Source organism: Methanothermobacter sp. (genome assembly GCA_030055615.1).
Taxonomy (GTDB): Archaea; Methanobacteriota; Methanobacteria; order Methanobacteriales; family DSM-23052; genus Methanothermobacter_A.
On sequence record JASFYN010000002.1, the window covers coordinates 14,416 to 27,579 of the forward strand.

Genomic DNA, 13,164 nt, shown 5'->3' on the forward strand with positions numbered 1-13,164 from the left:
ATTTATGAGAAAATCTTTATCTTTTCTTTGTTATCACCCCCCCTCAGGTAAGGTATCTGGTTGATTTTAATCCTTCTTCAAGTTTTATTTTTGGTTTCCATCCGGTTTCTTTATGAATTTTTGTAATGTCTGAAAGGAGAACTTCCCTTTCTGTATCTCTTATTCTATGATTTTCTTGGATGATTTCAATTTTTTCGTCTAAACTTTTGCTTATTAAATCGACTACTTCTTTGACAGAATAAGCTTTTCCACTTCCGATATTGAAAGTTCCTGATTTGTTTTGTTCTAAAAGGGTTATTATTGCTCTGCAGACGTCTTCAACATGGATAAAATCTCTTTTAGGTGTTAAGTTTCCAAGTTTTATTTTATGTTCTCCTTTTTGAAGTTGCTCCATGATATCTGGAATCAGGTGTGGATTTAGATCCCTGGGACCGTATACATTGAATATTCTCCCTATAATCGGATTTTTACAATACAATTTTACCAAATCTTCGCCGATAATCTTTGTTTTTCCATAAATGTCAATTGGACCTTCTAGATCTTCAGTGCACGGTTTTTCTATTGGTGGGTATACGGCTCCTGAAGAAGCGAAGAAAAACTTAATATCATTGTTAAGAGCTTTTAGCAGATTCCTTGTCCCCATAACATTTACGTCGAAGGTTTCTTCTGGATTTGCATTACAGTAAGGTATATAATGGATAGCGGCAAGATGTACGACAATATCAGGTTCAAACACATCCATGATACTTTTCAGATCCTTTGAGCGAATATCTACTTTTTTAAACAGGGCACCATCCGGGATAAACTCTTTTTTCCCAACAGAAAGGTTATCCATTACCAGAACCTTGGATCCTTCATTTAAAAAATGTTGAGCTAAATGAGAACCTATGAAGCCAGCCCCTCCTGTTATAACAACATTTTTACCTTTTAAATTCATCTATAGAGCCTCCTCATAAACTTCTTCCATTTTTTTGACGATAATTTTCCAGTCATGTTCTTTTGCAAATTTTAGGGCATTTTTTTTAAGAGGTTTAAGATCATTGGTAAGCAAATTACTAATCCTTTCTGCGATTTTTTCAGGTGATAATTCAACTATAAACCCGTTATATCCTTCTTTAACTACTCCAATACCAGCATTTTTCTCATGTCTGATTATAATTGCGGGTAAACCACAAGAATTAGCCTCAAGGATCGTGTTCGGAAAACCTTCTCTCGTAGATGGTAGAACAAAAACTTTTGAAGACTTCATATAGGAATAAACATCCTCATCCTTTTCTACGAATCCAAAAAATTTGACGTTACTTGATATATTAAGTTTTTTACTTAGTCGCATGAGATGATCTTTTTCTGGACCGTCACCGATTATTCCACACCGGATATCTGGGATCTCCTCTTTTAATAATGCTATGGCCTTTAGTAGGATATCGACATTTTTGTGTGAGATTAATCTGCCTACATAGATTATATCAAAATTTTCACCCTTTGGGCCTATTTTTTTAATTTTGTGAAAATCCACACCATTAGGCACGACCTTTATATGATCTTCAGCCATCCCTAAATGTTCGACCATATCATTTTTGATTTTCTCGGAAATGGTAATTGGAATATGTGGGATCCTAGAAATGAGTTTTTCAACGAGTAAACCGAATATGCCTTTCTTTCCAAAATATTCAAACCAATAATCATCCCAGACCTCATACCAAGTTATGAAAAAACTCGATCCTTTAAGAGAATGTAACTTACTAGAAAAACATGAAAAATAAGGAGACTGCTGGCAATCTATTATATCAAAATCTCCCCTAAAATTGGTCAAAACCTTTAAACCAAAATATAATCCTTCTTTAATGGATCTTTTACTATCCTTATAAAGTTGAACCTTTTTTCCAATTCCATGATAATATATACCATCCCTTTGTAGCTCATTTTTTCCTTTCCACCATTTAAGCCCAAAAAAATGAACTTCATGACCTCGCTTAGCGAGCCTTTTCCCGATCTCATAGATTCTCTTCTCAGAACCGCCTTTAACCCAAGGATATACACAATCATGAATATATGCTATTTTCATTTCATAACACCTGTCTTCGTATTCCTTTTTCCAAATCCCCCTGATAATTGATAACATTGAGGTTGTTCAGTTCAATTCTCTGTTTCATTCGTGTATTCGCAACATGTTCTTAAGATCTTATTTATGTTCTATTTGGTGGTTGCCTCGTTAAACTCCTCTATAATTTGTCAAATTTTGATGCGTTCTTTTGCCCAGTTTATTTCGAGCATGCTTTTTTCTGGAATTTTAATTTCTAGCATGATATTTTTGGTCTAAGTACGAAAGTGGAATGTCTGTGAATGTTTTCACTACCAATATATTAATTACTTTTATAAAATTAATAAAAGCTTCTCCTTAATAAAATATTGGAGGTTGGCTTATTTTTTTGATTATTAAGAACCCAAAGGATTGTTCTTATAATTAGGGTATTGGATGGTACCATGGTATGTGGAACTTTTACGTCCTCAACTTGTATAGGAGGTAAGGGTAATCCTCTAAATAAAAAGGATGTTCTTGGTCCTATAAGAGTTCAAAATCCCTTGGAGTAGTTAGGTACGGAGATTGTGGACAATCATTTCCCTTAACTGTGAAGCTGCAGTTAAAAATGTTGAAGCCCCCTTTGCCATTGGGTGAATGGTTGGAAAATTATGTTGTGAGTTTTTTAATTTTTTTAATTTTTTCCTTTTCAACGGCTTTTAGGTTCAGATCGTCCAGTACTTTTTGGAAGTCTTTCCATCTGATGTTAAGCCATCTTGAATATTTGTGGAATATTTCCTTTTCGATTATGGCCATCCCTTTTAGTTTGATTTTATGTTTTGGCAATTCTTTTCTGAGTCGCCATCTTGCGTCCTTGTATGGTTGGATTTCGAGGATGGCTTCTTCCATTTTTTTATTTTCAAAAATCATTTTGAATAGAATTTCCAGGATTAAGTTTATCCTATCTGGGACTCCTACTGTATCCCCCATTAGTGATATTTTCCTCCTTTTGACTTTTATTTTGTTTTCCTGGAGTTTTTCACCTATTTTTGGTGTGGTTCCCTTTTTGTCACCTGTTTTATCGACTATACCACCTATTATGAACGCCTTTGAGGTGAAGTCCTCTGGTTTTATATCCTCTTTTGCCCATGGATCTAAGAGTATCACCTCTTTTATCCCATTTTTGGCTAGGAATTGATGTGTAGGGCCCTTGAAGCTTGTTATCCTAGAGAGGGGGAAGTGCATGGAGGATTCAGCTTCTTTGTTGACCCATGTGAGAACTAGTTGTTTACCCCATAAATAATCTCTTATAAGCCCATAGGATTGGTTTAATTGGAGAACAAGCTTCCTTTTCTCTTTGGTGGTGTGTTTATCCCAATACATTAAATCTATTATAAAATAAGGGTGTTCATATTTTGAAAGTTCTTTTATGATCTTCTCTTTTCCTATCAGAATGTTATCATGGTTGCTTGGAGAATATGCGTAATGGCTGGAACTTGTAACTTCGCCATTCAAATTCCAAGCCAATTTCACAGGCTTGTCTAATTTTATTATAGCCCCTTTCCCATCTAGGATTGAAATTGCCATCTCTTGGAATGGATCATCCCCTCCAAGTCTACAGAGACTCCCAATCTTATCTATACCTTCTTTTTCTAACAATTCTTTGAATATTAGACTGAGCCTCTTCATAAGAAGACACCTCCCAAAGGGGAAGATCATCACTATGAACAGAGGAAAAAGGACCACCACACTATGATGGGGTTTGAACTTTTATCAAAAAGGAGAATGTTCTAGATTTTATGTTTCTTCCTTTTGAAGATAAATATGATATATTATCATATTTTATTATTATGAGGATAAAAAATGATATAATTTTAGCAATGGATTTAACAGACCCTGCAGAGGCTCTTAAGGTAACAGGCCAAGTAATAGATTATATAGACACTGTTAAGATAGGTTATCCTCTAGTGCTTGCAGCTGGAATCGAATGCATCCAAGAATTCAAAGAAAAATTACAATGCCAAGTCATAGCAGATTTTAAAGTTGCTGATATACCTGAAACAAACGAGAAAATCTGTAATATAACATTCGAGCATGGTGCAGACGCCATTATAATACATGGTTTCACAGGCCCTGATAGTATAAAAGCTTGCATGGACGTAGCGGATAAAACAGGAAATGAAATATTCCTCCTCACTGACATGTCACATCCAGGATCTGAAAAGTTCATGGGCAAGGTTTCAGAAGAAATAGCAAGACTTGGAGTACAATTAGGTGTGGAAAATTATGTGGCCCCAGCCACAAAACCCGAAAGTCTTGAGAGTATAAGAAAAATAGTAGGTGATGAAGCGTTCATCATATCCCCTGGTGTAGGATTCCAGGGTGGTGAAGCCACTGAAACATTAAAATTTGCAGATGCCCTCATAGTTGGGAGGACAATCTACCTTTCAAAAAATCCAAGAAAGACCATAAAAGACCTCATAAATACCCTAGGAGATGTTCATCAAACCAACCTGTAAACTCATAGGATAATTCAAATAAAAAGAAGAATATAAGAGAATACCATCCTATCCCATGTATCGGTATAAACTGTGGGATTATTACAAGAGCTAATATTCCCATTTTAAGGATTAAACGATATTCAAATATCATGGAAAGATAACCTTCATCCTTGCATAAGTCATGTCCAATCTCGTCTATGAAAGCCCCAATGACGCATACAATCAAGGTTACCGGTTCAAGGATTGGTAATCCCCCCACCAGTGCCACTAAAAGGAACAGAGCACCTGCAAGGAAATGGTTTAAATTATCAATTTTACCAGCCAATAACGTGCCTATAAATATCCCAAAGAAAATATATGGAGCATCAGAGCTTATAATGACGAGTAATCCGACAAAGAATCCGCAGAGTATCCCTGCAGAGGCCCCGGCTATCCTAGCTGTGGTTTCATCTGCAAGATCATCAGCAAGTTTCATAAGAAAACCAGAAGCTAAATATAATAATGGTTCCATCATATAGACACTTATTTTCCTTATGGGGAGGATCAAAGCGCGCCTGCTAGTATCAATGGAAACAATATTGTGGCATCCCCTATAACAGTTACCAGTTTAGAATTTGTTTGGGCTTTCGCCCATGTTCTCGCCTCTTCTAATGGGGCGCCACTGAGGCTTCCTGCCTCGCTCCTGTCCATGATTATCTGGATAGCCGCATCAACTCCTCCCCTAAGTATAGTTGATGCTAGGGTGTAATGTTTTGGCACCCCACCACCTAGTATTATAGCACCTATTCTTTCTGATTCAAAGACTAGATCTGATAGGTGGTGCATATCAGCTACCGCATCCAGGCATAATTGGTTTTCTTGGGTGAACATCCAAAGTTGAAGTCCTATCATACTATCGATTATCCCAGGGGCATAAATGGGTATGTTATTATCGGTTGCATTCTTTATTATGGAATTTTCATCTTGTATGTGTTTTCCTATCTCATGGATAAACTCCCTTATAGAAAAAATGTGCCCAGTAGAAGTGATAGATTCTAAGATTTTTAATATTTTCTCTTCGAAGACTTCGAAGTCTTCTGTTTTTGTGTAAATATCCTTGATATGGCCTACTTTCACCTCACTGGATTGGAGGTTGTGGTAGTGTCCGCCACCGAACGCCTCTAAAAGGTCATGAGTCAGGTTAGCCCCGCTTGTAATGAGTGCTTGAATTTTACCCTCCCTTAGGAGGTCTGATATGATCTTTCGCATGCCACCCGCCACTAGTGGCCCTGCCATGCTAAGGAAGATGTTCATTTCATGGTCTTGGAACATTTCAGATAATAGCTTAGTGGCCCTGTATACTCTTCCTGCTCCGAGGACCCCCGCTCGGCCCATTTCATTGACTAGTTCTTTTACTTTCATTCCATTTTTTATTTTCATGTGTTGGACTCTCATTGTCACCTTCCCTACTTGTTTTTGAGGCCTGAGATCGCATCTAGTATGTCTGTGCGTGTCACGATCCCTATGGGCCTCTTTTTAGAATCTACTAGGATTAGGCGGCCGATATTGTGTTTGTTCATGATCTCTATTGCGTCTGATATTAGTACTGTTTTGTCGACTGTTACTATGCTGGTTGACATGATATCTTTTACTTTGCAGTGGTTTTTGCCTTCTGCTATTGCCCTGTTTATGTCGCTGAGGGTTAGCATGCCCACTATTTTGTCGTCTTCTGTTACTGGCGCTCCTTCAATGTTTTTTTCTGATAGTATCTTCGCAACCTCTTTAAGGGTCATTTCTGGTTTTATTGTTACAAGATCCTGGGTTGCTACTTCCATTACTGTCTTTTGTGGTATGCTCCTGATGCCAGTAGTATCTAGTAGTATCATGTTGTCCATATCATCTCTTCCTACTATGATACCATCTACTACAAGTTTGTTTACGGGGGTTGGCCCTACTCTTATCCTGTCTCCTAGGTCTAGGTTTTTTATGCTTCCTACTACTTTTATGGCTGCTTCGCATTCTCCTGGGTGTGGTATGCTTGTGAATTCTATTTTTGAAACTGATAGGTCTTCGAGTTTCTCCCCATTTTTATAGATGGGGACTTGGGCTTTCATTTCCATGGGTGATATTTCCAAGTACTGGAATGCTTTTATTGTTGGCTTGTAACCGCCCCTGGGTCCTGGAACTCCCTTCACGAGGCCTAGGCTTCTTAGTGATTGCATCTGGTTCCTTATGGTACCTGGGTTTCTGTTCATTATTTCTGCTATTTCCTCGCCTTTAATAGATTTTCCTTCAGATTTCTTGTAAAGGTTGATAAGGGTTTGCAGTATTTCTTTCTGGACGGCTGTTAACATCTATAACACCTAAAATCATATCTACTATGAACAATAATTATAGATTATTAGTTAATATAATTTGTCCCCATAGCGCATGTAGATTAAACAAAAAAAAATAGAATTTTTCTAGTAAGCTGTTAAAACCTATATTATTATCATATGGTGGGTGTTTTTATGTTCAAGGATGTTGAAGAAATTGCTGATAAAGCGATGGAAGAACTTGCCAGGATGAACATAACATCTGGTTATAGTGCAAGGGATAAAAGATTATGCCTACAAGACTTAAAATATCACCTAAAATATTTAAAGGCGGCCTTGGATTCCTCAAGTCCGCTATTATTCAATGATTATGTGACATGGGCGGACATACTACTCAGAAGCATAGGATTGCCCAGGGAATGCCTAACAGCATCCCTAAAGGCACTAAAAATGGCCATGAAGGGGGTAATAGACCCTAGATCATATGAAAAGGCATCTTCATATATTAGAATGGCCTTAGATCAACTAGAAGAAGTGCACGCCCCTAAAAGTTTCATAAGTGAAGATAACCCCTTGAAAAGAGAAGCTGAGGACTATCTGAATCTATTGCTCAGTGCAGATACTGAAGGAGCCCATAAGCTGATAAAATCATTGATAGAAGCTGGTGTGAAAATCCCAGACATCTACCTAAACATATTTGAACCGGTTCAATATGAAATCGGCCGCCTATGGCAGATGAACATGATAACAGTAGCACATGAACATTATGCCACAGGAGTCACCCAGATGATAATCGCCGAACTCTACCCTTATATCCTAGAATATTCTGAGAAAACCGGTAAAAGACTAGTAGCAACTTGTATAAACAATGAACTCCACGAACTCGGCCTTAGAATAGTATCCGATTTCTTTGAGATGAACGGATGGGATTCAATATACCTTGGAGCTAACACTCCACAAGATAGCATAATAAAGATAATCCAGGAACATAAACCAGAACTTTTAGCAATATCAGCTACCATAACATATAACATTAGCCATGTACGAAAACTCGTAGAAAGAGTGAAAAAATTAGAAAATCCACCAAAGATAATGGTAGGAGGCCACCCGTTCAATATCGATCCGGACCTCTGGAGAAAGGTGGGGGCGGACCTTCATGCCACGAACGCTTCTATGGCTGTTAAAATAGTGGAAAGGTTATGATTATGGAAGAAATCGTTAAAGGTTTTGTAGCGGTCACTGACAGACAAGGTTGCCTTAAGAGGATAATAGATTATGGGATGGACATACCATTCAAGAAAGGCGAATTATTCACAGAAATCATAGACATAGAGAGCAGGGCGAAAGCATCAGCCTTCCTTGACAAAATAATAAGCGGGGATGCAATATTTGATTGGGAGATGAACATCACACTCAAAAATAGGACAAAGACCCTCCATTTTTCAGGGTTTAAAGTTAATGATGAAATTTTTATTGTAGCTGCAGAGAACCGGAGTGAAATGATAAAAATCTACAAGCTACTAGAAGATGACATGCCACTCATAAAGCCAAGAGTCTATAGGAAGATAAAAGATGAAAAATTGGTGTTTGATGAATTAACACGACTAAACAACCAACTTACATTGGCAAAGCGTGAACTTATAAAAAAGAACCTTGAACTAGAAAAAGCCCTCCAAGAGAAGGACATGCTCATAAGAGAGATCAATCATCGGGTTAAAAACGATCTTATGATAATCTCAAGCCTTCTTAACTTGCAAGCAAAATATGTTAAAGACAAGGAGGATCTGATCCTTTTTAAGGAGGCTCAAGCGCGGGCCAAATCCATGGCGATGCTCCATGAAAAATTATATCAATCAGGAAAATATCGAAGCATAGAATTTGGAGAATACCTCAAGGGTCTTCTAAGAGATTTATATTATGCATTCGTCCCACAACCCGGGGAGATAGGCCTTGAAATGGATATAGAAGATGTGGAACTTGATGTGAAATTTGCCATGCCACTTGCATTAATCGTAAACGAACTTTTCACTAATGCAATAAAGCATGCGTTTCCAGATGGGAAGGGCACTATAAAAGTCACTTTCAAAAGAAAGGATGGATACTATATTCTGGTAGTGTCAGATGATGGTATAGGCCTGCCAGAAGATTTCGATTTAAATAAAAAATTCGGGTTATCGATAGTTAACGCCTTGACGAAGCAGATAGGTGGTGAACTTTCAGTAGACTCTAATAATGGAACCAGTTTCATGGTAAAATTTAAGGAGTAGAACAGCCGATGGTATCATTATGTTTGCTTGCAGTTAGGGCTTTCATAAAGGATAATAAAGGCAGGATCCTCATAATAAAAAGGTCTCCCCTTTGTAAGACTAATCCTCTTAGGTGGGAGTTGCCAGGTGGCAAAGTAAACATAGGTGAGCCCCTCGAGGAAGCCCTTAAAAGGGAAGTTAAAGAAGAAACAGGATTAAATGTAACTCCTAATAGTGTCTTGGGAGTTGCTGAACAAGAATTAGCCATTTTTAAGGCTGTCCATATTATAATTGAATGTTCTGCCAATGGTAAACTAAGATTAAGTGGTGAGCATATAGCATATGCTTGGGTGAAACAAGAAGATCTCAAATATTATGAACTAACAGACTGGTTTTACAATTTCATCAAATCAACAGATTCGCCATGAAAAAATTTTAAGCACGCCTCGGAAAATATTTTATCTCCAAAATCTTTTTAACAGCCGGGATGGTGAAATATAGCAAACTATTCCACGAATATATATAAAAGGATAAACTCATAGCTATGATGGAACATATAGGTAAAATAAGACTATTATCACTTATGAATTTACTCGTCTTATCAACATCTACCAGACCCCCTCCAAAGAGCATAATTCCAATTAACATAAGATAGGATACCCACTAATAAGAGATTAACCTGAAAGATTATATTAGCTGTGACGTAACTGATACCATAGCTAGAAGACATTTCAGTGGAAAATGCTATCAGAGCAAATCAAAAAAGAAAAGTTTACCAAAGTAGGGTTCGTGCGCTTGATGAAATTGAAATGCTGATGATTAACACGCCATACACCACTCAATGTCAAAAAAGAGAGAAAATAACATAGTAACTGTGGCCATAACACTCCTAGTCGTTGTTGGAAAGCGGCTTCAGTTAAAGACGTGGGGATGTTTGGAACATTAAGTGTTAAGACAAGCAAGGTCATTGAAATGGCGAATATACCATCCACAAGTGTCTCAATACGCGTAGTTTTTCATCCATAAACTGGTACTCATAAATATGAAATCTCACCCCACACACTAATAATTTCTCCAAAAAAAAAAAAAAAGAAAAAAGAATCTGTAAAATTAATATTATAAGGGGTTGATAAATCATGGAAATCATACTAGGATTGCCAAAGGGTAGCTTGAATAATGTTAACAGGGGAAACACCTACCAAGTATTCGTTGATGCTGGATACGAGATTAGAGGCTACGAACCCGGCAAAGAAGAAAACGAGATCAGAATTTTGAACGATCCGGAAATAAAAGCTTATCTCACAAGGCCGCAGAGCGCCCCTGTAGAATTAAACAGGGGAATGCTCGATATCGCCATAATAGGCGAGGACTGGGTGCGTGAAGAATCCATAAATAACAAAGACAACATGATAAAGAAGATAGGCAGCCTTGAATACGGTCAGACACGCTTAATAGTGGCAGTACCCCGGGAAAAACCATACAATTCTCTCCAAGAATTTTTCTTAGCCAATAAGGATCGTGAAACCCCAATATTATGTTTCACAGAATATCCTAACCTCGCAAGGGAATTCTTCATGAAAAACCCCGGCTACAAAGAAATATTCGGTGAAAGCACCCCAATGGTCCAGATAAGAGGTCTTAGAGATGGTGACAATGAAATGGTCCAAATAATAAACTCAGATGGGGCCACAGAAGTATATATCGCAAAAGGCGCTGATCTTATAGTGGACAATACACAAACCGGCACCAGCCTAAGGAAAGCCGGTTTAAAAATCATCGACATTATAATGGAATCCAGCGCAGGATTATATGCGGGGCCAACCTGTAAAGGAGAAAAACTTGAGAAGGCTAAGATGATATATCAGCAATTATTCGGAGCTATAAAAGCCCGAAATTACTTTGATGTTAAATTCAATATAAGGAATGAGAAACTAGAAGATGTTAAAGAGTTCTTAATTGCTAGGAACTACTGTTCACAAGAGCCGACAATAGTAAAGGGTATGAGATTCTCCCAAGTAAATGTTCTAATACCGAAGAATAAATTCCCAGAAATGCTAAGCGGTATTAAAAACTTGGGAGCATCATCAATCGTAAGGGAAAAGGTCAAACAATACGTAGAGTGAACCATCATCCCACAATATAGGGTGGCCTTCGGTAACTAGTAGTTCACAATTTCAACTTCATCTGTTGGGGGGTTTGAGGTTCAATTATACCCCCTATACAACCTCTACTTTCCTAGTTATTTTACAAATTTCAGCCTTATGGATGATAAAGTCTGAGGACGGTTAAATTTTTTACGGCGACAGTGGGAGTCTTTTCGCTGAATTATAATAGTGTCCATGGAAAATTTTATATTATGATGGGGAGAAGAAAGATTTTAGGAGGCGCGTGTAAGAGATGAAGTTCGAAGATTTGTTTAAGGAATGTCCACGTTGTGGTTGTAAGGATAAGATAGTTAAAAGGAAGATAATAGATGAACATAAAGCTTTTGCTAGTCTTAGGGAGATCATATGCGAAAAGTGTGGATATGTTTTCCAAAAGGGAGATTAGGGGATGGTAACTTTGGCCTTCCATGTGATGATAGTCCCTACTATGAATTGTCCCTCGAATTGTAGTTATTGTTGGGGTGTTGAGCGGGACTCTACTGTAATGAGTATAGATATTATAAAGAAGATTGTTTCTTGGCTTAAAGGTTTCAGGATGGAGCCTGTGACTTTCACTTTCCATGGGGGCGAGCCTTTATTGGCGGGTTATGAGTTCTATAAGGAGGCTTTATCTTTATTGAGCAGGGAATTGGCCATGTTGAATCCTGCATTCGCTATACAGACAAACCTTTGGTTAATGGATGATAGATTGGCTGAGCTTTTCGCTGAGTATAATATACCTATTGGTTCCAGTCTTGATGGTCCAGAAGAGATAAATGATTTTCAGAGAGGTAGGGGATATTTTGAGAAGACGATGCGCGGATACAAAGTTGCTAGAAGGCATGGTTTGGATGTGAGTTTTATTAGTACTTTCACTTCATATTCTATTAATTTTAAGGAGGAGGTTTTTAGGTTCTTTTTGGAGAATGGTTTGAATCTTAAATTGCATCCGGCTTTACCGTCTCTTAAAAGTGAAGATCCGAAGGAGTGGAGTATAAGTGCGAGGGAGTATGGTGAGCTTTTAGTTTATCTTCTTGATGAGTATTTGTCCCATTTTGGTGAGATTGAGATAAAGAATCTTGATCATTTTGCTAAGAGTTTGTTTATGAGGCGTGGTGTTGTATGTACTCTTGCAGATTGTGTGGGTAATACTTTTGCTGTGGATCCGCATGGGGATATTTATCCTTGTTATCGTTTTGTGGAGATGAAGGATTATGTTATGGGTAATGTGGAGGATAAGCCTAGTATGGATGATCTTGAGGAGTCCGAGGCTTTGAGGAGGCTTAGGGGTTGGAGAAGACTTGTCGATAGGGAGTGTTCGTCATGTGATTATTATCGTTTTTGTCTTGGTGGGTGTCCATATAATGCGATAAGTATTGATAAGGATGGTAATATGGAGCTTGATGGTGTGGATCATCAGTGCGAGGCTTATAAGATGATATTTGGTGAGATGAGAAGGAGAGTTAACAGGGATTTTATGGTTCATGGGATTAAAGGTGGGGATAAGAAGGCCAGGATTATCGATTTAATGTTAAAGGAGCTTTAAAATATTCTAATTTTATGCTTTTTTTAGTTTGTTTCCGTTGCAGTAATATACTTCTGCTGGTATGTCGAAGACTTTAAGTTGTAGTTTTATTGTTTCGGTGAGGTTTGGGGTTGTCACGATCCAGAATTTGGTGCCGTTGTTGTTAAATCCGAATCTTCTCCATTTTCTCATGTTTTTTGATAATCTGTTGGGATCCTTGGTGATTTCTATGATTATGTCTTCGAAACTTCTAACAGCGTAAATGTCTGGTTTGAATCCTTGGATTTTGGGTATTTTGCGTTTTTCATTGTATTTTACGGCGTAGCCCTCTCTTTTCAGGTGTTCGGTTATTGTTCTTGTTATTTTGTCATTTTTTATTTTCATTTTTTTATCCCCACCCACCACAACTTTTTTTGAACATTGTTTATAATCTT

At 37.7% G+C, this 13,164-nt stretch carries 15 protein-coding genes; 7 read left to right on the forward strand and 8 right to left on the reverse strand.

The window, feature by feature from the left end; genetic code table 11:
* Positions 1-43 precede the first annotated feature (43 nt).
* The 3 genes from QFX38_03140 to QFX38_03150 form a co-directional block, all read right to left on the reverse strand.
* Entirely contained in the window at positions 44-937 is an 894-nt protein-coding gene (locus tag QFX38_03140; GenBank protein ID MDI9623865.1) for an NAD(P)-dependent oxidoreductase, read from the reverse strand.
* The gene (locus QFX38_03145) at positions 938-2,065 is read right to left on the reverse strand and encodes a glycosyltransferase family 4 protein (protein MDI9623866.1); all 1,128 of its coding nucleotides are present in this window, start codon (positions 2,063-2,065) and stop codon (positions 938-940) included.
* A 624-nt stretch (positions 2,066-2,689) separates the two neighbouring features.
* Positions 2,690-3,709 carry a hypothetical protein gene (locus QFX38_03150; protein ID MDI9623867.1) on the reverse strand — a complete coding sequence of 340 codons (1,020 nt, stop codon included), beginning with the start codon at positions 3,707-3,709 and terminating at the stop codon, positions 2,690-2,692.
* 161 nt (positions 3,710-3,870) lie between these two features.
* On the opposite strand from QFX38_03150, the gene pyrF reads away from it, so the two are divergent.
* Entirely contained in the window at positions 3,871-4,539 is a 669-nt protein-coding gene (gene pyrF, locus QFX38_03155; protein MDI9623868.1) for an orotidine-5'-phosphate decarboxylase, read from the forward strand.
* Here pyrF and QFX38_03160 read toward each other — a convergent pair.
* Genes QFX38_03160 through QFX38_03170 form a run of 3 tightly spaced genes read right to left on the reverse strand, consistent with a single transcriptional unit; the run spans position 4,499 to position 6,854 of the window.
* Positions 4,499-5,032 carry a hypothetical protein gene (locus QFX38_03160; protein MDI9623869.1) on the reverse strand — a complete coding sequence of 178 codons (534 nt, stop codon included), beginning with the start codon at positions 5,030-5,032 and terminating at the stop codon, positions 4,499-4,501. The two genes, pyrF and QFX38_03160, sit on opposite strands and share 41 nt — an antisense overlap.
* A 32-nt stretch (positions 5,033-5,064) precedes the next feature.
* Positions 5,065-5,955 carry a deoxyhypusine synthase gene (locus QFX38_03165; protein ID MDI9623870.1) on the reverse strand — a complete coding sequence of 297 codons (891 nt, stop codon included), beginning with the start codon at positions 5,953-5,955 and terminating at the stop codon, positions 5,065-5,067.
* A gap of 11 nt (positions 5,956-5,966) precedes the next feature.
* Complete coding sequence (locus QFX38_03170) at positions 5,967-6,854, reverse strand: CBS domain-containing protein (protein ID MDI9623871.1); 888 nt, start codon at positions 6,852-6,854, stop codon at positions 5,967-5,969.
* A 156-nt stretch (positions 6,855-7,010) separates the two neighbouring features.
* Here QFX38_03170 and QFX38_03175 point away from each other — a divergent pair, with 156 nt between their 5' ends.
* Genes QFX38_03175 through QFX38_03185 form a run of 3 tightly spaced genes read left to right on the forward strand, consistent with a single transcriptional unit; the run spans position 7,011 to position 9,489 of the window.
* The gene (locus tag QFX38_03175) at positions 7,011-8,018 is read left to right on the forward strand and encodes a cobalamin-dependent protein (GenBank protein MDI9623872.1); all 1,008 of its coding nucleotides are present in this window, start codon (positions 7,011-7,013) and stop codon (positions 8,016-8,018) included.
* A 2-nt stretch (positions 8,019-8,020) separates the two neighbouring features.
* On the forward strand, positions 8,021-9,082 hold the full coding sequence (locus tag QFX38_03180; protein MDI9623873.1) for a sensor histidine kinase: 1,062 nt from the start codon (positions 8,021-8,023) through the stop codon (positions 9,080-9,082).
* A 23-nt stretch (positions 9,083-9,105) separates the two neighbouring features.
* A complete protein-coding gene (locus QFX38_03185) occupies positions 9,106-9,489 on the forward strand; it encodes an NUDIX domain-containing protein (GenBank protein ID MDI9623874.1) in 384 nt (127 codons plus the stop codon).
* A 303-nt stretch (positions 9,490-9,792) separates the two neighbouring features.
* On the opposite strand, the gene QFX38_03190 is transcribed toward QFX38_03185, so the two are convergent.
* Complete coding sequence (locus tag QFX38_03190) at positions 9,793-10,029, reverse strand: TMEM175 family protein (GenBank protein ID MDI9623875.1); 237 nt, start codon at positions 10,027-10,029, stop codon at positions 9,793-9,795.
* A 165-nt stretch (positions 10,030-10,194) separates the two neighbouring features.
* Here QFX38_03190 and QFX38_03195 point away from each other — a divergent pair, with 165 nt between their 5' ends.
* The 3 genes from QFX38_03195 (at position 10,195) to QFX38_03205 (ending at position 12,751) form a co-directional block, all read left to right on the forward strand.
* Entirely contained in the window at positions 10,195-11,184 is a 990-nt protein-coding gene (locus QFX38_03195) for an ATP phosphoribosyltransferase (GenBank protein ID MDI9623876.1), read from the forward strand.
* A gap of 274 nt (positions 11,185-11,458) precedes the next feature.
* Entirely contained in the window at positions 11,459-11,611 is a 153-nt protein-coding gene (locus QFX38_03200; protein ID MDI9623877.1) for a TIGR04165 family Cys-rich peptide, read from the forward strand.
* 27 nt (positions 11,612-11,638) lie between these two features.
* Positions 11,639-12,751: a TIGR04083 family peptide-modifying radical SAM enzyme gene (locus tag QFX38_03205; GenBank protein MDI9623878.1), complete on the forward strand. Its 1,113-nt coding sequence runs from the start codon at positions 11,639-11,641 to the stop codon at positions 12,749-12,751.
* A 12-nt stretch (positions 12,752-12,763) separates the two neighbouring features.
* On the opposite strand, the gene QFX38_03210 is transcribed toward QFX38_03205, so the two are convergent.
* Entirely contained in the window at positions 12,764-13,114 is a 351-nt protein-coding gene (locus QFX38_03210) for a hypothetical protein (GenBank protein ID MDI9623879.1), read from the reverse strand.
* Positions 13,115-13,164 lie beyond the last annotated feature (50 nt).